Consider the following 19,352-nt stretch of genomic DNA (forward strand, 5'->3'; position numbering starts at 1 on the left):
GGTTGAATTCACCAAATGGACCGTTGAAGGATTACTTGGTTATTTAGTGCCAATAGGCATTTTTGATTCTCGTTCTTTGGCTTCTTCCAACCATTTGGGAAGGACATTCTCCAAGAAAACTTCTTTTTCATGTTCCAGTTTTTCCATATCCAGACCTATATATTCCTGGGCCTTTTCCTTGGTTGAAATATCTGGCATGGCAACGGGTTCATTATGTCCTAGCTCCGCCAAAAGTCGAGCTAATTTTAAACGTGCTTCTTGTGCTTTTACAAGACCGCTTCCTATAACGCGTCCGGTTTCCACTGGAGAATGGAATGATGAACCGTGGGAGGCGGCAGCATAGTCCCAACGCCATTGAGCGTGACGTATATCCATTAAAATTTCGGCCATTTGATTATCTGTTGCACCTAGCTCCCAACATTTACCGGCTTCAACATGTGCTCTAACCAGAAGTTCTTCAAGTTGTATTCTTGTTTCGGTGGACTTTTGTTGACGCTCATAAACGTTTTGCACCAAATTTCGTGCATCTTCCCTGTGGCAAACTTGGCAGGCGTTATTTACATTATTAAGAGGTGATTGGATATGGTGGTCAGTGTATTTTTGACCTCCCTCGCTTTTATATGGCATATGACAATCAGCACATGAGACCCCTCTTTGGGCATGAATTCCGGTTTGAAAAACCTCCCATCCTGGGTGTTGGGCTTTTAGCATCGGGGCTTTGCTAATGCTGTGTGTCCAATCCTTAAAATTGATACTGTCGTAATAGGCCTCCATTTGTTCAACGGAAGTTCCATTTTTCCATGGGAATACCAAATACGGAATACCCTCTTTTCCAGGCAGGTTTTTATTGAAGTAATATTCAACATGACACTGGGCGCAAACCAATGAACGCATTTCTTGATGGGTAGCTTTGGTGATATCCCTGCCCATGGCATCGAATGCTTCAATCAAGGCTGGTCTGGTTATTTGAAGTTTCATGGTTTCGGAATCGTGACAATCCGCACAACCAATTGGATTTACCACCTCAGAACCTTTATCTGCCCATTTACCGCTATAGAATTCAGCTACGCCATGCTCATTCATTAATCTAGGAACATCAGGACTTTTACAGGCCCAACAAGTCGCAGGCATTGGACCATCTCCCTTTCCTTTGGGACCTCCCGTTCGTAATGTATTTTGGAGATCTTCCACTGCATAAAAGTGACCTCTACCTTGATTATAGTCCTTGGAAAAACCATACCCTGCCCACAAAACCACCAATTTAGGATCTTCCTCAAGCATATCGCGCATGACCGAACCACCTTGATAGCTGGCAAATTGTGATTCAGAAGTTTGAAGAAAAGATTGGTACTCCTTGGGATAATTTTCTCCCCAGACCTCATTTCTTGGTTCTGTTTCGGCAATATCTACCTTGGGCACATATTTGTATCGTGCTTCATTTTTTCGGTTGATGATGCTAGATGCCAATAGCCCTAGCAAAAAAACAACAACAACGGTGACGATGAACAGGACTTTATTCTTCATTTTCTTGGTTTTTTAATTCTTCTGTAATCCAATCTGGTACGATGCTTTCCCCGGTATCTGTGGGGAGGGGTGCTATATTATATTGTATGGTGGATGTACCATGAACACTTCCATGGGGCACTTCCATGTGGCAACTCCAACATTTGCGCTCCGTGCGGTTTGCTGTGTGGTTGGGAAGCCAACTTTCATATTTGGTTTGGGTAACTTGCTGCACATGGCACCGGATACAATTTTCCTGAACCACCTCTTGTGATGCTTCCCTCATGAAAATTACTTCTGGCTCCGCCCTTAGCGTAAAAATTGAAGCATGGTAAAGACCATCTTTCGCTTTAAAAAAATACTTGTTGGCTATATTGTTATGCGGTACATGGCAATCATTGCAATTCGCCCATTCCCTATGTGAACTATGCATCCACGAATTGTAAACAGAGGTCATTACATGACAATTGACACAAGCTTGGGGGTCATCGGACATATAGGATACCACCTCTGCCTCTTTGGCTAAAAACAATCCAAGACCAACAATGACCGCAATGGACATAATGGCCGTGGTACGCCATCTGGAGTATTTATAAGGCAGTATCATCATGGTTGGTACGTTGTCCTTAAGTTAATCAATTTTTGGATTCCAAGTGATGAGATTGGGTTTTATGATCAGTTGTGCCCATGCCCAATTATTGGTATTGTCATGCGGTCTACCGCCTTTGATCAAACTCATACTTTCTGAAGCAAACATATGGGAATAGCCTAAATCCAATGTTACCCCCTTTATTATCTTTTGGTTAAACACCACATCTACTTCCGTACCCAAATATTTGCTTTCATCGTTGGTCAATTCCGCATTGGCCAAAAAATAATGCCCTTTGATCAACAAAGAGGATTTTTCACCTGTTGTGAATCTAACTTTGGCGTACACATCGTTCAAACCGACATTATTGGCGTGGTTGCCCACGTAGAAATAGTCCATGTAACCATTGAATTTGTGGTTGGTACCGTATAATGGGAAAAAAGACTTGTTTTTTGAATCGCCGTCTTGATCAGTCCCGCTTAGTAATTCGAAACCGACACCAAACAATGTGTTGTTTGGTTTATAATTTGCTTCCAAGGAAACTTGATAAGCGCTTAGATCAGTATCCGCAGCGGCTTTTCCAAACTGATAGTAAGCACTACCTGCAAATTTTACTTGATCTATTGGGAATTGAAAATAGGTTCCGGTGGTTTGACGATTAAACGTACCATCAGCATCTCCATTGGCATCAAACTTTTGAAACCCATTGTTTAGAAAAAGAAAACTAGCAGAAGTTTTTTCCCATTTTTTATGAAGATAGGCATACTGCATTGTTTTGTAACTGAAGAACCCCTGTATTGGAAATGCGGTAGTTTCACTAGCTATATTCTGCTGATTGAATGCAAAACCAAAATCGGCTAGGAAATCATCACTTTTATATTTGATCAAAGCGGCATCATGGAATCTACCTTGCATAGCCCAATCAAGACCACCAAAAATGCGTTGGTCGTCATAAGAAATTACCTGTCTACCTGCCTTAACCGACCAAGCTTCATCCAAAAATACTTGTGCCCAAGCTTGAAATAAGGAAAAGGAATCATTACCATCATTGATCAATATTTGACGGGTATCGCCCCAGGTGCTCACATCTTGAATACTTAAGAACAGCTTAAGTCGCTCTTGGGTATAACCGATATTTAATCTTGAACGCTGGACTACAAATGCTCCTGGATCGGCATTGTTAGGAAAAAGATTTCCAAAACCGTGACGGTACTCAAAACGAGCTCTTAGGTCTGCATCTACGACTAATTGCGCTTGTAGTGAATAAAAACTAAACAGAATTACCAATAAACTAAAAGGGGAAAATCGATTTTTCATAGGTTGATTTCGATTAGGCTTTAAGATTGAAAATTCAAATGTAGGATGTTGCGGCATCCAAGAACATGACTTATGTCATATCCATTAATCACACGATTTAAAGGTGCTGCCAATCCATTGTAACCATATGCTTTGCATATTATCACATGGGTAACTGTACTATGAACAATTGTGAGGAACCTCTTAAAGGTAGCAAAACTTAACGGAATTGTCTTACAAATAATGACTAAAACCGAGAGGGTAAAATGCAAGAAGATTAAATGTTCTTGGAGGAACTTTTCAAATTCATTGGAATCGATAAAATCCCCCCAAAACCATTAGAATTTTAGTTTTTCATCTTTGTCCCAAAGCCCCCAATAGGCCCCAACATCCCCTTCAGAACCCACTTTCCAAGATTCGTCAAACGAAGAGAAAAAGAAGATTTCAATATCATCTTCCTTAGACCATTTTTGAGTATTCATGAAGTATTTCAGGAAATTCTCATATGATGGGAACGCTCCTTCTAAGTTGGTTCCCTGACTAGGCCATCCGGTTTCAGAAATAATAACTTTTTTACCATTAGCTGCACCTAGGGCGCGTTGATACATATCCTTCATGTAGAGCAAGGAATAGTCCATGTCGCAACCTTCCCAAAACGGGTAGCAATTGGCCAAAATAACATCACAAGCTTCTGAGATTCTTGGATGATCCACAAATTCATAATAAGCATCCACATAACCAACGGGTACTTTAGAGATGGCATTTTTTACAGTGTAAATGTGTCCTAGAAGTTCATCTTCGTTTAGATCTCCCCTGTACAATACTTCATTTCCAACTGCTGCGATATCAACAAATCCCTGATTTGCCAAATCAATAAGATTGGTCACTTCCATTTTATTGATTTCGGAATCTTCACCAAGCCAGGCTCCAACCAATGTTTTGATCCCGTATTCATGTGCAATTTTGGGGATCAGTTCATTTCCCTCGGTACATGAAAAAGATCGTATCCATTGGGTATATGGCTGAATGATTTCCATTCGTCTACGGATTTGATCCTCGGTGAGTTGATCTCCAGGATTTTGACCTTCCACATACGGACTAAAACAGAGACCATGCATACCATCCTCCAATGTTTTCCTTGCCATATCCTGTAACTCCTTTTTGGATTTGTTGGAATAATCCAAGGAGGCCAATGTTAAAAATTTTTCTTTCCTTCTTGAAGACATAGACTTCTTTTATTTTTTGATTTTTATTTAGTGTTAGAGCTCACCTCTTCTATTTACCAGTTCCGCTTTGATTTCTCGAGCTCTCTTTTCGCTAAGACTGTATTTCCACATGACCCATATTGCCAAGGCTGCAGTAAATGACGGTACAATGATATCAGCAATTCTTAAGCGATTCATTGTGTCCAAGGTTTGTTCTGATGCACCTGGGTCGAAGCCTACAATTTTTAGAATGACGCCCCCCAATACAAGAGCAATGGATTGCCCAATTTTAACCATCAACCAATAAATTGCACCAAAAGTACCTTCTTTTCTAGGCATACCATTTTCCAATTCGTCCAAGTCGCAGACATCAGCAGTCATACTCATCATTAAGGTGAAAAGGCCACCCATACCGAAAGCGAAAAGTGGGATTGGAACAAAAATCAACCATGGGATTTCTGTGCCGGGCTCAATGCTGAACCAAGACATACCCACGCTTTCCAAAAATGGATTGATGGACTCAAATATTGAGCTTACCCCAGCGTTCATACTCTTGGCAAATCCGGTTTGGCTGAATTTATCGTTTAGCTCAGTGTCAAAACCCCACCATTTCAAAAGGTAACCTACAATGGATAGAGCGGTGGAAATGATAAACGCTTTACGTTTCCCCCATTTGTTTGCCATTCTTGAAATAATTGGAATCACCAAAAATGCAGTGATCATAGCATTGATGGTATTGAACCAGGCAGGCCAAGTACCAGCTAACTCATAGCTTCCGCTATACATGTAAAAAACAATAATAAAAACACCAAAAGCTGCCACTAATTGAAAGCCATTAAAGACTAAAAATGTTGCGGCACATAGTTTCATGAATGGTTTATTCTTGGAGACTTGTTTAATTCCAGCTAATAGTTCTTTCATGTTGGAGGAAAGCGTTTTAAAATTGATTTCTTTCCGATTCTCCATATTGGCCGCATCGATACCTCTACAAAAAATAGCTGGCAGTATGCCAAATACAATACACATGGCACCTACAATTAGAGCCATTGTCCGAACCCCTTCTGTTTGCGTGTTGAACGTATTTGAATCAGGAATAATGACGTATAACCATGGAACGATCATCCATGCAATTTGACCCATGGTATTGGAAAATGCCATCAGACGAGTACGTTCATTGTAATCAGGGGTCATTTCGTAACCTAAACCAACAAGTGGTGTGGCGAACATGGTATTACCAATCAGGAATAACAATTGAAGTACCATAACATGCCAAATGATATAGGTTTGGGATGCATTGTCATCAATTTGCCACATGAGGAAGAAAAGTATCCCACTAACGATAGCACCCACAAAGATGTAGGGTCTCCTACGTCCCCATTTCGATTTTGTATTGTCTGAGATGAATCCCATTATAGGGTCTGTTATGGAATCGAAAATCCTAGGCAATCCGCCTAAGAGACCTGCCCAAAGCGGGTCAACACCCCAAGCTGTTAACAAAAAAAACTGAATAAAAACACCTAATGTTCCGGGTAAGATGTTCAAAATAAAATGCCCAGCCCCAAAGGCCGCTTTTTGTCCTACGGGGACTCTGTCTTTTTTAATGGTTTTTACTTCTGACATAATCGATGTTTTAGTTAGTTTCAATAGGGGGAATCACTATGGTTTGGATAGCATGTTCACTTATGGTTATGTATTGGGATTTTTCTCCTAGGATCAATTCAAAATCTATTTTGGAATCTTGTTGATTCAATAAAACAACAGCAATGGTGCCATCTGGATTTTTTGCTGCCGTTACCTTTAGGTCGGTACTATTGTTCTCCCACCCAATTCGAATGGCATTGGGTCTAATGTATTTGCTGAAATGGGCGAGCGTATGGTAGAGTGGGGTAAAATAAACTTCATCTGCTTGAGGGTCAACTATAACAGGAGCTACGCACCAATTTTTAAACCAATTTGGGCCACCTTGTCGATCCAAGACCATGTTCCAATCTATCCAGCCATCTACCCAGTTGTTTAGGCAACCAATGATATCACCAGCATAGCGATACACAGGGACATATTTGGGATGCAGATGCTTGTCTTTTTCTGGAGCCCAATCCCAACCCCAATCCGTAGCTTCTTTAGACCAATACCAGTGGTCATCCTGCCATTTTGGAACTTCGGCATCCACACAGGCTTCAGATTGAATAAGATGTTTATTGGGTGCCTTTTGATGCGCGTATTGCAATGCTTCAGGAAATACCTCAAAAGTGCTGGCGTACCAATGTATAGCTGTTCCTGCATAATATTTTGATGTTTCTTCCGATGCATACATCACATCTACCCATTCGTTCAAGTGCTCACGATTTTGGTCATAACCCAGAATTTTGATATGCCCCTTTCCATCAGCTTCCAACCTTGGTCCTAAATGGTTTTCAACAAACCGGGTCATTTCTTCCGGGGTATAGTGCATGCTTTCCCAATTGTTGTCATTGCCTAAAGGTTCGTTTTCAACTGTGAATCCCCAAATATCAATTCCTTCAGCTTTGTAGGCATCTACATATTTTGAAAAGAATTTGGCCCAGGTACCATAGTTTTCTGGTAAAAGCTTACCTCCGCGCCAGTCTTTATTGTCTTTCATCCAGGGCGGCGCAGTCCATGGAGAAGAAAGAAGTTTAAAACCATCTTCTGAAACCGATAGGGCCTCCTTGATCATTGGAATAAGATCTTCCTTGTCTTCTTCAATAGAGAAATGTTCCAATTCCAAGTCATCGATAACTGGAGCATACGAGTAATTGCTTAGGGCAAAATCGCAAGAGTTCATATGGGTTCTGGTAAGCGAGTAGCGTGCCCCATTTGGTCCAAAATAAGCTTCTATGATTTTCTTCCGATTCGCTGCACCCAATTGATTCAGCAAATGGGCAGATGCCTCTGTGAATGAACCACCAAATCCTGTGATGGTCTGAAACTTTTCTTCAGGCTTTATTTGAATGGATCCTTGTTTCTTATTGTGGGCCCCAACTAATATTGTGGATAATTTATTACCCGACGCTGAGGTTTCAAGAACCTCAACTTTCAATTCTTTTGAGTCACATGAAGTCATTTGTGCCATTATTATCAGTGCCAATACCGTCCTGAGAAAAAGTTTCATGATAGAATTAATGTGTTACTGCTTGTTCACTTTTTAAAGGCGGGACAAGCACATCCTTCATTAAAGCTTCTTCATCCCCGTTATAAGTTTTAGTGATGGGGTTGCCATTTCTGGTCAATCCTTCAAAAACACCTTTATCTACCATTTCCCATAAGGCATATTTGGCTTGACCATCCAAAGTGATCAAACCAAAATGATTCTCCGAACCCTGTTGGTTATGCGCGTCTTTCCATTTTTCGTTGAATGCTTCAAAATAGAAGCAAGAAATACCCGCTTTGTTGGTCCATTCCCTAAGATGTTTGTGATACAGTGCTTCCTTAAATTCATCCGTTGCACGTGAACCTTTTGGTCCGTATTGCCCGTTGGATACGGTTGCCCAGCCTGTTTCTCCAATATGAATGGGTTTATTTACCCCCAAACTCTTCATATAGTTGGTCACGGAATCGTATTGTGACATGGCAAAGGCCTTTGATCTAAGCATGGCAGCCTCAATTTTTGCGATATCCGCCAATTGGGTTTCATCCTCGGGGACGCCCCAGAATTCCGGATTGTAATGTGTATTATGGTAAGCATAGGTGTGCATGGAAATATAGTCCACTGCCTTCACCAATTCCTCTAAATCTGGGGTGTGATATTCAGCATCGCCACCTCCCCATGAAGAAAAATCGTCTGAACTGGTGATCCATAATTCGCTTGGAAGTTTACCGTTCTCTTTCAAGTTTTGCAAGTGATTTACCCACTTAAGGATTACACTTGGTTGGACATAATAACTTGTGGCCCATTTTACCATGGCCTCGTTCCCAACAGCTAGGATTTTAACGATATCGGGGTATGCATTGGCCAAGGCGGCTGCTCGGGCAATTTCCGCTTCGTTTTGTTCACTTTCCACATTATGATCGGGTTCTTTTCCAGTCCATGCATTTTTACAATCAATCCAAGCGCCCAGCATGACATACATTTCAAATTCCGGATTTTCATCTTTTAATTGACGGATTGCTAGCAGTAAATTGGAGGCTTGTTGCAATTGAACATTATACGTTCTAACGATTTTGATACCCATGGCGGATAAAATTTTCATATCATCTTTCAACTCTTCAAGCGTAGGTTGGATGTCTCGTGAGATCTCACGGTATCCACCATATGATATTGCCAAATAATCCGGGTTTCCTAAAATATCCTTAGCTGTCACTTCTTTTTTAATTTGGGATTGAGGTTCTGAGATTTGACTTTTTTTCTCCTTACAGGAATGGCATATCAAAATAGCCATTAGCGGGAGAAGTGTTTTTGTTGTTAGTTTCATAATACGGAATTTTCATTCATCTCAATCTTGATTCATTTAAGTTGACGATTATATGATCTATCTTTCCTGTTCGTTGAAACAGTTGTTGGCTATTTTCTTTGTCCAGCCAGAGCGAATCGATAATTGAAGTGCCATTATTCACATCGGCAATAACGAGATGTTCTTTGTCCGAAAGCGTGTAAATTATGGGCACTTGACAATAGGTGAAGCACAACGAATCCCCTTCCAATTGAAAAGTCTGCGGAACTGAATGGACATCCACATAATTGAAAGTGGTTGTTTGATTTAAAAATTCATTTCTTCTTAACAATCCTGGATTAAAGCATAGCCTTCCCTTGGCTACCTTGATCCCTAACTCTCCAAAACGACTTAAAATATCCTCCTTGACCTGGCCTGTCATGCCTGGCTGTTGAGCACCCTTGCCTGCTGGCGTGTGTGAGTAGGGATCCGTTGGAAAAGCGCCATACAATTCAGGGGATTTATGTACACCAATACCTTCATTGATTTCATAATAATGTTCCATCAAATGACCGATAACTACCTCATTCGCTTCTTTATCAATGGCATCTGTGGTAACCTCCATTACCGCTAAAAGAAGCTTGGAAACCATATGCCAATAAATGGATCCTAAACCTTCATATCCGTAAAAAGTACCTGAACGACCCGTAAATGCTTTATGGTTGAAAACAGCTTCAAATATTTCCAGAATCAAGGGTAATTCTTTTTTGGCTACATCCGAATAGGAGGAATTGGATAAGAGTTTTATAGCATTTTCCAAATCCGCGGCATTCTTAAAATCGCCATTGAAATGGTATTCACCATTGACATCTTTTTCTATAATCTGAAGGTTTCCGTTCTTTTCTAACTCCAACAGTAATTGAGAACTGTTCATTTGTTCTTTACTGATGGTATTTTTGGTCATGAACGAAGGGAGCTCCTTGTTTGGATACAGTAAATAGCTGTATTGGTCTTCTCTGAATAAAGCACTTTGCTTAAGACCATTCAATACCTCTAGATTTTCCTCTGGTGAGAGGTAACCGGAGCTTAAAACGGCTACTTGTCCCTCTAGCATTTCACTCAAATAGGAAATGGATGCACTCTTATTTTGGTGTACTGTCATTAGGTTATAGGCATGATACATCCCATCTTTTCTCCTATTGGCCCGTATGGAGTGTTCCAAGAAGGCAAGCCCTGTATTTACCAGTTCAATGATTTCTTTGATGGATAAGGACTTTTTATCACCAGAGAATGAATGTTGATATACGTCTTCTCTAAAGTTGCTACCAGCAGTACCTAAACCTTCAACAATTTTGAACCGATTTTCATCACTAATTTCCTGAGACAACAAATCAAGATTTGCTTTTAATGTAGAAGAGATTGCATGGAAAAATGTATCCAATTCTTCCGAAATGGAAACCTCATTGACTGATGTGGTGGAGAGCACCTTTTGTAAATAGTTTAAAAATCTACGCAAGTAGTACAAGGTCACCATAGACACTCCATTCCCAACTAATGCATTGTTGGCATCATTCCATTCGGGTCGTTGGGTATTCATCCAAATTCCACCCTCCGGTACAAAATTTGACAATTTGGAAAGGACAGTTGCCAGTATTTTTTCTAAAAAATTGGCTTTATGGATTTCATTTTTCCGCGTGGTTAATAAGGCCCCATCGGCTCCAATTTTCTCCCGTCTTGATCGTATGTTTTTATCTGATTCATCATCGAATTCTATAGTGTCCTTTGGATTTTTGACGATATCCTCGAAGCTTTTTATTCTATACGGCACATTGGCGTAAACAAATAAATCTTGATCAAATAGACTTTCCAGTTTTCCAGGATCATGGTCTGTGATGAACTCTAAGAATTTAAGGAGGTAAATGATTTGATGATCTCCCCAATAACCAATGTAGGACCAAGGGTCATCAGGTTCCACGATTTCCCAGTCAAAGCCATCCTTGGTCACACGATATGGATTGTAGCCGTCAAAGGTGGTGGCATTCAAGAATTTGTGGATCATGTTTTCAATAAACTCAGGGTAGGAATGTGCCAAAGCCTCCCAATTTTGAAAGATGTCCCGCCAGTTGCCCTCATAATCCAAAATTTTGGAACCATCGAGCTCACTTTTGGTATTAATGGAAAATCGATTCCATGGTCTACTTGGGTCTCCATGCCTACGGCTGAACTTCAACGGAAGGTACTCCAAACAGAGGCGAATAAAATCCTTGTCCTCACTTTTGGATGTTACTGCTTTTAGTTGCGAAAGACTGAAGGTTTCTGGTAAATCAGTAAGGGTTTTTTGAGCATTTTCATGGACTTCTTTATTGGCTTTGGACAAATAATCCAGAAAATCCCATTTTTCAATCTTGTAGCCATCATCGAATATGCCGCCTCGCATGATATTGAAGAGCGTATTGGAAAAATGTCTCGTATCCCTAAGGCTGTCCGTGGTCAATTGTAGCCCATCTGACGCTGCGGTCAGGCCAATCAATTTTTCTGTGCCTTTGATGATATCCGCTTCTACCTCGTCCAAAATTGCAGTTGGACTGGATAGCGAATGGGACATACGCGCAATTGCGGAATGATTTTGATTGACGTTTAATGCCATCATCCATTCTTGTGCCGAATTTGGCGCTAATGCTACTTCAGAATTCATGAAGTATGCTCCTTTTTCCGCCTTAATGTCCAATTCTTCCTTTACAACACCACTATTTCTAAATGCATTCAGTTGTAAAGATGACAATAGGTATTTGGGTGAGGGTAATCCTGCAGACCAGGCAATATTGGCTTTTAGTGCTTCACTTGGTTCTGCCTTGTCCACAATTATTGCACTTAACGCATAGATTCCAATACCAGAATTCTTGATTAGTTCACTACGCTTGTAGGCATCCACTAGGTTACTTTGTCTATTTTGAAGGTCACTACCAACACCATAAGGAAGCACGTTTTGGACACCATCCAGTAAATTGACCTTGATCTTCTTGTTTGAGAGATTCCCTAAGCTTGATTTACGTACAAAACCAAAGATGTCACTCGAATTCCATTGGTATTGAAACTTTAGTTCCAGATCGTGGTTGATTTCTTCAAATAGTATTTTGTTTCCGTAAACACTTTTATAAAGATTTCTACTGATGTTATATCTACCTTTATTCATTTCTGAAAAAGGCTCCCATACCATCCGTGCTTCACCAGTGGTTATGGAAAAAATACTTTTGCAACCCGTAATTTCTGCAGCTTCCGTAATCTTGTCGTCTGTGTAATATGGAAAAAGGGCGTATTCGGCATTCTTTCTTCCTGCAGTCAATCCACCGTTACTGGATATGAACATCCAATGATCCGAATCGCTTACGATACTCATGAAAAATGGCCGTAGCGAATCGCTGTTGGAGATTTTAAAGAATTTTTCGTTGCCTATTTGAATTTGTTCCATGCTTTTGTTGGTATTCACTTCTTTGGTTTCCTTTAATAATGTAGGTTCACTCGTCATTTTAAAATTCAATCCGAATTAGGTTCTTATTAATAAATCTTCGACTTCCTCTAACGTCTTGCCTTTTGTTTCGACTACAAAACGATAAACAAACAACAGTGCTATAAAGGAAAAAATCGCGTAGATGGCAAATGTCCATGTTGGTCCTAAATTGGTAAGTTCCCACGGAAAAACTTGGGTAACGGAAAAGCTTACCAGAGAATTGAAAAAACCAACAACAGATATTGCAATGCCCTTAATTTTATTTGGGAATATCTCAGAAATAAGCGTCCACATCACAGGACCCAATGATATGGCGAATGCTGCCACATACAACAATATGGCCACTAAAACCAAACTTGCATTTATACTAATGAAGTTGGTCACATGGCTGCGTTTGAACTCCATGAACTGGTCGTCCCTTAATTTGGGTTTAACCGCTTCAAACAGTGCAGTTTGGTTGTCATATGTATTTCCTCGTAATTCCGTAAGTGTTGTAAATATTTGATAGTCATCAACTTTGCGCAATGATGATTCGTCAAACTCATATTTAGCGCTATTAAATGCAAGGGCAGCCATTACCAATGCTATTGTCATTACCGAAGAACCAATCAATAGCAAAGGTTTTCTGCCCAATCGATCTATCAACCAAATGGCGACCAAAGTGAAAATCAAATTGGTTAGGCCTACTACAATGGCCTGTAAGAATGACGAATCTGTACTTCCACCTGCTTGTTCAAAAATGGTTGGCGCATAGTAGAAAATAGCATTGATACCCGTAATCTGTTGAAAGAATGCGATTCCCAAAGCTATGATCATTATTGTGGCGTACTTGCTTTTGAATAGATCTCTTAACCTCCCCTTTTTCTCTTTTTTGGCCAATCCACGTTGGATTTCATTTACGGTAATTTCCGCATATTCCTCACCACCGATTTTTTGTAAAATCTTTCGGGCCAATTTGACCTTGTTCAATTTTTGAATCAACCATCTCGGACTTTTGGGAACAGTGAATAGCGCTATAAAATACACCACTGCTGGAATCGCTTCCACACCTAACATCCAACGCCAGCTTTGATCACCATAATCGACCAAAAAATAATTGGAAAAATAGGCTACTGAAATACCTATCACAATGTTTAACTGGTTGAAAGAAACCAAGCTGCCCCTTAATCTGGGCGGTGCAATTTCTGCAATGTAAATAGGAGCGATCAATATGGCACCGCCAATACCGACACCACCAATGATCCGAGCAATGATAAATTCTGTATAATTTGTTGCCATGGCGGACCAGCTGGCCGAAATGGCAAATAATGCGGCAACAACAATTAGTACGTTTTTACGGCCAAATCTGTCCGCTAAAGGTCCAGCAACAAGGTTACCGGCCATGGCGCCAAAGATGACACATCCGACTGCAAAGCCGAGCATGGCATCAGTCATCTCAAAATATGTGGTTATACCTTTAATGGCACCTGAGATAACTGCACTGTCAAATCCAAGAAGAAAACCGCCCAGAGCTACAATCAGACTGATTAGCACCGTATAGGATTTGTTCATTTGTAGTATTTGGTCAGTTTGTTGCATTTATGCAATGGTTTTAATTTTGTTTGATTTAGTTGGAATAGGCCGAACCCTAATAGCCCGACCTATCCAACATCCCAATAAATAATTCTTCGTTGTTATTCCTGAACGATATCATCGATGTAGTAGACTGAACCGTCACCAGCAGGTTGGCCTACATCATCAAAGTCAGGGAAAATCACAATTTTATCATATCCGTCTGCCAAATTCAGCGGAGTACTTGAGAAATCAAAAGTCAACTCTTGCCATGAATTTGCAGTGGTAAGGGTTTGATCCAAGTTATATGTTACAATAGGTCCTTGGTTTCCTTCTTTTTCCAACTGCATGCGAACATTAATTCCCGCCTTTGGGGACCAGATTTTCACTTTAAAGGTAGTGCCAGCGCCCGAATCGATATCAGATGGGAAAATGTTGAACATTCCTGAGTACCATGCAGCGTTTAAAACTTTGTCGAATTCATAAACTGTTGCGGAGGTATTGATTCCACTAGCATCCGGGTTAGCAATAGGTTGTCCAGTAACTCCGTCGCCTTCCTCAAATACGCCTGATAAGGTTTCATTGGACTCAAAGTTCACCGGCAGACTAGTAGCAGGAGCCGGTGGAGCTGCCGCTTCTTTATAGAAATAAATGTTATCGACATAAACAGTTCCCAATATATCAACTACATCCAAAATCAATTGACTAAAATCTGTAGTAGTGGCTGTAAGACCTGCAGCTTGAAGGTCTGCAATCGAGACATCGATGGATGTCCACATTCCGGCAGATAAGGTGGTACGCTCATCGCCTCTAGTATCTGGATTGGCCCCGGCAAAACCGTCTCCACCGAAATCCACAACTCCGGTGATGAAATCAAATCCAGTCGCTGTCCATACATCAATATGGAAATTGGTCATCATGGAAAGGTCCACACTAGTAGCTATGGTTTCAATTCCGGCAAAATCCAAGTCCGTATAGAGTTTAGTGTCATCTCCGGCAACTTGCACATCCATTACACCACCTCCGGCACTGAACCCAGCATAGAAGGTATCAACCGTGATATCGGTGTAAACATTACTGAACAAGGAGATAACATCTGCTGCATCTCTTGCTGGTGGAGCAGGAGCTGCAACTGTTGGTGTGTCGCCACCAGCTGCACCGTCATTGTAAAAATAGATATTGTCCACATAAACGGTTCCTATTACATCAACCACATCCAAAATCAACTGACTGAAATCTGTTGGTGTTGCTGTAAGGCCTGCAGCTTGTAAGTCGGCAATTGAAACATCGATGGATGTCCACATGCCCGCTTGCAAGGTAGTTCTTTCATCACCTCTTGTATCTGGATTTGCACCTGCAAAACCATCACCTCCGAAATCTACAACCCCGGCAATGAAATCGAATCCAGTGGCTGTCCAAACATCCATATGGAAATTGGTCATCATGGAAAGATCAACACTGGTAGCTATGGTCTCAATTCCGGCAAAGTCCAAGTCTGTGTAGAGCTTGGTATCATCACCAGCAACTTGCACATCGCTTACACCTCCACCAGCACTAAATCCGGCAAAAAAGGTATCTACGGTAATGTCTGTGTATTCATTACTGAACAAGGATATTACGTCTGCTGCATCCCTAGATGGAGGAGCTGGAGCCGCAACAGTTGGCATATCACCGCCTCCAGAACTTTCGTTGTAGAAATAAATATTATCCACATAAACAGTTCCTACTACATCAACTACATCTAAAATCAATTGGCTAAAGTCTGAAGGTGTAGCCGTAAGACCTGCAGCTTGTAAATCAGCAATGGAAACATCGATGGATGTCCACATTCCGGCCTGAAGCGTGGTTCTTTCATCGCCTCTGGTATCAGGATTCGCTCCTGCAAAGCCATCACCTCCGAAATCCACAACTCCGGCAATGAAATCGAATCCTGTAGCTGTCCAAACATCCATATGGAAATTGGTCATCATGGAAAGATCAACACTGGTTGCTATGGTTTCAATACCTGCAAAATCCAAATCCGCGTACTGTTTTACATCATCACCTGCTACTTGCATATCAACAACACCAGCTCCAGCACTAAATCCAGCAAAGAAAGTGTCTACGGTGATATCTGTATATTCATTACTGAACAAGGAAATAACATCTGCGGCATCTCTCGAAGGTGGGGCAGGTGCGGCTTCTGTTGGGGTATCTCCGCCACCAGAGGATCCCATTTGGGCAATATCATCCAAATAGAAGGTTCCAGCTGTGGTTCCTGGGCCGTCTACAAACATGGTAAAGCGTGAGAAACTATCGGTTGAAGTAAAATCAAATGACAACATTTCCCACCCAGAACCGCCATGGCTTGCACTGATTTCAGTATCGGCGCCAGTTCCTTCTTCTAATTTAACCAGAACGTCAATAGCAGTTTCTGCCCAGAAGTTCATGGTTATGGTTTGGTCTGTACTAAGATCTATGGCAGTTCCCAAGTTGAAGAAGATGCCTTCAAATTCGGCTCCGCTATTGGTAATTGCACCAACATTGGAAGCCACGTCATTACTGCCACCAGGTGCGGGATTGGCCACTACCTCGAATGCTGCTCCACTAAAAGTGGAAGCTTGATAGTCCACATTGTTGCCATCAAAAGTAATTGGCAACATGGGTGCAGCAGGAGGTGTTGGGATTGCGATTACAATTTCATCTTCAAAAGTATCTGTTGCGCCTGCAATGTTTGAAGCGGTTAAACGTACTGTGTATGTGCCGTTGGTATAGGTTTTAACCGGCTCAATTTCGGTTGAAGTTGTTCCATCTCCAAAATCCCATTGATAATTTTGAGCGTTTTCTGAGATATTTAAAAATGATACGGTACCCGTGCCAGATACGATTCGTTGGGTAAACCCTGCGACTACTTCGGGTAAAATGTTCCCTTCATCATCTTCTTCACATCCAAATAAGGATATGGCCAAAATCAAGAGTGATAGGATCTTGGCTTTTGTCGTTATATATTTCATTTTAGTATACATTAGTTGAGTTAGTTTTTATTGTTCGTAAACACGTACATAATCCACTATCATGGATTGTGGAAATTGAGTTTCAGCGTTAGGGCTTCCAACAAAGGTTCCGCCTACTGCCAAATTCATGAGGATGTAAAAGGGCTTATTGAACACCCAAGTTCCTGTTACGTCTTCAGGAGTAATTTGATTGTACAGGACATCATCAACGTAATAGTTGATGTACTCAGGTCCCCATTCGATACCAAAAACATGGAATCCTGTGTCGAATCGGTCATTTTCCAATACATATTCTTTGGATATTGCTTGACCGCCTGAGTATCCTGGCCCGTGTACGCTACCTATCAAAACTGTTGGGTTTTGACCTCGATATTCCATGATATCGATTTCCCCGGCACCAGGCCAAGGATTTTCGTCTATATCGGCGCCTAACATCCAGAATGCTGGCCAAATCCCTTGTCCGTATGGTAGTCGAATTCTAGCTTCGAATCTACCGTACTGTTGTTCAAACAGATCTTTGGTCAATAATCTAGCTGATGTGTATTGGGAGTTTTCAAATGCCTCTTGTTGAGCTGTTATCAACAAGACGCCGTTTTCCACTGTTACGTTTTCCGGACGACTAGTGTAGTATTGCAGTTCCTGATTGCCCCATCCGTTTACACCAGTTCCAATGTCATATCCCCATATGGATGCATCCGGTCTGCCTTCGACATCGAAATTGTCTTCCATAACCAAATTGGTGAATGTGGCCACGGTTTGGGTCTCATCTGCTGAACAAGCCGTAAGCAGTATGGTGAATAGTGCAACGAGGCACCATAATCCCGATATTCTTTGAATTTTACTGTATTTGTTATTTACATTCATAACCTTATTTTTTTGCTAATGATTTAGGACGTCTTATTCCGTGTAGAAATAAATATTGTCGAATATGAAGTTGGGTCCACCAGTAAGAATCAATGCTCCTAAATTGTTTTTTTGTGATGCGATATCACCATCTAGTGCAATGTCAAAAGATGTCCATTGTCCAACAGTCAAACCGGTCAAATCAAACCTACGATCTGCATCGTCTCCAGTAGGTAGCCCGGTATTAACATCGGTCTCAAGTGTTAGATTGGCTCCAATATCCCTGATTTGGATTCCCACTTCGGTACCGGCTTCCTGAACATACACATCCACATGCATGAATGTTAGCCCAGATGCGTCTACAGTGTTTTCAAAAATGATTCCTGTAAAATTGTTATTGGTGTACGCCAATACATCGCCTCCACTGGTTGAGGTAACCGAAACCTCTGTTGTGGAACCGCCAAAGCCAGGAGAGAAATTACTGGCCGTATCATTGGTATAAGCGTCGCTGAAAATGGACTTCACATTAGCAGCTGGCGTTGTAGGCTCAGGTGCGGTTTGTAAGGCGCCATTAGAGGTAACTTCAAGTGAACCATTAGCACGTACATTGCCAAGTATGGCTGAAATGGTCGAAGTACCTTCTCCAACAATTGAAATTTCACCGAGTTCACTTACCAGTGCCACATTTTCATCCGTGGAAGAAAAATCGAAATAAGAAGGTGCTACGGTTACAGTTTGGTTTACACCATTGTCCAAATTAAAGGTTTGCGTAAGTCCCGTAATTGGAATGTTTGAACCTGTAAATGCTTGTTCCACCAATTCTGCTCCAGCAAAAATTGCCGGATTGGGTTGGGCAACTGTACCTAATTTTTCGAATTGTACTTCATCCAACCAAAGTATATAGCCTCCTTCGTCTCCTTCAAAAGAGGCGCCTTCGGCTAACCAGAACATACCGGTTTCGTTGACCAATTTGGAGGCGTCAGGTATAGGTATTACATATTTTTCCCATCTGGTACTCACTGCCAAATTGTTCAAGGTCACTTGAAATTTATTACTGGTTTCTGCAGAGATTCCAAATCCAATTGCATTGATGCTTGCGGCTTGAGAAGCTTTGGCATAAAATGTAAGTGCGTCAAAACTGGATAAATCCCTATTGACTGTTGTGTTGAACGCCGCACCGACAAAACCATTTCCAAAGGCAGGGACATCAAAACGCATTGCAGCGCTGCCCATAAATACGTTGTCGTCGGTTGCTACGCTGAATGCTTCAGGGTCTGCTCCGGCGTCAACAAATGGAAAATAATCCAATCCTGCAGAAAAGGCATCAATAAAAACATCGCCATTGGCAGGGAAAGTCGCGAATTCCACATCATCCGAAAAATCTCTTTCGCAACCGGATAGAACAACAATTCCCAGGCATAGAAAAAGTACGGATCTTAAGCTGATATAATTCTTATTTTTCATTTTAGTAGTCTT

Annotated in this window: 12 protein-coding genes; all 12 read right to left on the bottom strand. The window is 41.3% G+C overall.

Translation table 11 applies throughout. The features are described from left to right. Positions 1-39: 39 nt before the first annotated feature. The gene (nrfA, locus tag M3P19_RS10970; RefSeq protein WP_249657712.1) at positions 40-1,524 is read right to left on the bottom strand and encodes an ammonia-forming cytochrome c nitrite reductase; all 1,485 of its coding nucleotides are present in this window, start codon (positions 1,522-1,524) and stop codon (positions 40-42) included. Beyond that, positions 1,514-2,113: a cytochrome c nitrite reductase small subunit gene (gene nrfH / locus M3P19_RS10975; RefSeq protein WP_249657713.1), complete on the bottom strand. Its 600-nt coding sequence runs from the start codon at positions 2,111-2,113 to the stop codon at positions 1,514-1,516. Before nrfH ends, nrfA begins: the two co-directional genes overlap by 11 nt. 21 nt (positions 2,114-2,134) lie before the next feature. Continuing rightward, a complete protein-coding gene (locus tag M3P19_RS10980; protein ID WP_249657714.1) occupies positions 2,135-3,409 on the bottom strand; it encodes an alginate export family protein in 1,275 nt (424 codons plus the stop codon). A 317-nt stretch (positions 3,410-3,726) separates the two neighbouring features. Next, complete coding sequence (locus tag M3P19_RS10985; protein ID WP_249657715.1) at positions 3,727-4,614, bottom strand: glycoside hydrolase family 17 protein; 888 nt, start codon at positions 4,612-4,614, stop codon at positions 3,727-3,729. Between the two features lie 33 nt (positions 4,615-4,647). Next, positions 4,648-6,213, bottom strand: coding sequence for an MFS transporter (locus tag M3P19_RS10990; RefSeq protein ID WP_249657716.1), 1,566 nt, complete (start codon positions 6,211-6,213; stop codon positions 4,648-4,650). Positions 6,214-6,223: 10 nt separating this feature from the next. Continuing rightward, the gene (locus tag M3P19_RS10995) at positions 6,224-7,684 is read right to left on the bottom strand and encodes a glycoside hydrolase family 30 protein (RefSeq protein WP_417953869.1); all 1,461 of its coding nucleotides are present in this window, start codon (positions 7,682-7,684) and stop codon (positions 6,224-6,226) included. Between the two features lie 46 nt (positions 7,685-7,730). Further along, positions 7,731-9,023, bottom strand: a complete 1,293-nt coding sequence (locus M3P19_RS11000) for a glycosyl hydrolase family 17 protein (RefSeq protein ID WP_249657718.1) — start codon at positions 9,021-9,023, stop codon at positions 7,731-7,733. A gap of 16 nt (positions 9,024-9,039) precedes the next feature. Further along, complete coding sequence (locus M3P19_RS11005; RefSeq protein ID WP_249657719.1) at positions 9,040-12,507, bottom strand: hypothetical protein; 3,468 nt, start codon at positions 12,505-12,507, stop codon at positions 9,040-9,042. A gap of 18 nt (positions 12,508-12,525) precedes the next feature. After that, on the bottom strand, positions 12,526-14,040 hold the full coding sequence (locus tag M3P19_RS11010; RefSeq protein ID WP_249657720.1) for a sugar porter family MFS transporter: 1,515 nt from the start codon (positions 14,038-14,040) through the stop codon (positions 12,526-12,528). Between the two features lie 122 nt (positions 14,041-14,162). Continuing rightward, positions 14,163-17,033 carry a PKD domain-containing protein gene (locus M3P19_RS16910; RefSeq protein ID WP_283777932.1) on the bottom strand — a complete coding sequence of 957 codons (2,871 nt, stop codon included), beginning with the start codon at positions 17,031-17,033 and terminating at the stop codon, positions 14,163-14,165. A 27-nt stretch (positions 17,034-17,060) separates the two neighbouring features. Further along, complete coding sequence (locus M3P19_RS11020; protein ID WP_249657721.1) at positions 17,061-17,897, bottom strand: glycoside hydrolase family 16 protein; 837 nt, start codon at positions 17,895-17,897, stop codon at positions 17,061-17,063. A 33-nt stretch (positions 17,898-17,930) separates the two neighbouring features. Then, a complete protein-coding gene (locus M3P19_RS11025; protein WP_249657722.1) occupies positions 17,931-19,340 on the bottom strand; it encodes a glycosyl hydrolase family 16 in 1,410 nt (469 codons plus the stop codon). Positions 19,341-19,352 lie beyond the last annotated feature (12 nt).

This window comes from Flagellimonas spongiicola, assembly GCF_023502425.1.
GTDB lineage: Bacteria > Bacteroidota > Bacteroidia > Flavobacteriales > Flavobacteriaceae > Flagellimonas > Flagellimonas spongiicola.

Coding starts and splice junctions, on each gene's coding strand:
- M3P19_RS11005 (WP_249657719.1), bottom strand. CDS start 12,507: ATGACGAGTGAACCTACATTATTAAAGGAAACCAAAGAAGTGAATACC.
- M3P19_RS11025 (WP_249657722.1), bottom strand. CDS start 19,340: ATGAAAAATAAGAATTATATCAGCTTAAGATCCGTACTTTTTCTATGC.
- M3P19_RS11010 (WP_249657720.1), bottom strand. CDS start 14,040: ATGAACAAATCCTATACGGTGCTAATCAGTCTGATTGTAGCTCTGGGC.
- M3P19_RS10990 (WP_249657716.1), bottom strand. CDS start 6,213: ATGTCAGAAGTAAAAACCATTAAAAAAGACAGAGTCCCCGTAGGACAA.
- nrfH (WP_249657713.1), bottom strand. CDS start 2,113: ATGATGATACTGCCTTATAAATACTCCAGATGGCGTACCACGGCCATT.
- M3P19_RS16910 (WP_283777932.1), bottom strand. CDS start 17,033: ATGAAATATATAACGACAAAAGCCAAGATCCTATCACTCTTGATTTTG.
- M3P19_RS10985 (WP_249657715.1), bottom strand. CDS start 4,614: ATGTCTTCAAGAAGGAAAGAAAAATTTTTAACATTGGCCTCCTTGGAT.
- M3P19_RS10980 (WP_249657714.1), bottom strand. CDS start 3,409: ATGAAAAATCGATTTTCCCCTTTTAGTTTATTGGTAATTCTGTTTAGT.
- nrfA (WP_249657712.1), bottom strand. CDS start 1,524: ATGAAGAATAAAGTCCTGTTCATCGTCACCGTTGTTGTTGTTTTTTTG.
- M3P19_RS11000 (WP_249657718.1), bottom strand. CDS start 9,023: ATGAAACTAACAACAAAAACACTTCTCCCGCTAATGGCTATTTTGATA.
- M3P19_RS11020 (WP_249657721.1), bottom strand. CDS start 17,897: ATGAATGTAAATAACAAATACAGTAAAATTCAAAGAATATCGGGATTA.
- M3P19_RS10995 (WP_417953869.1), bottom strand. CDS start 7,684: ATGGCACAAATGACTTCATGTGACTCAAAAGAATTGAAAGTTGAGGTT.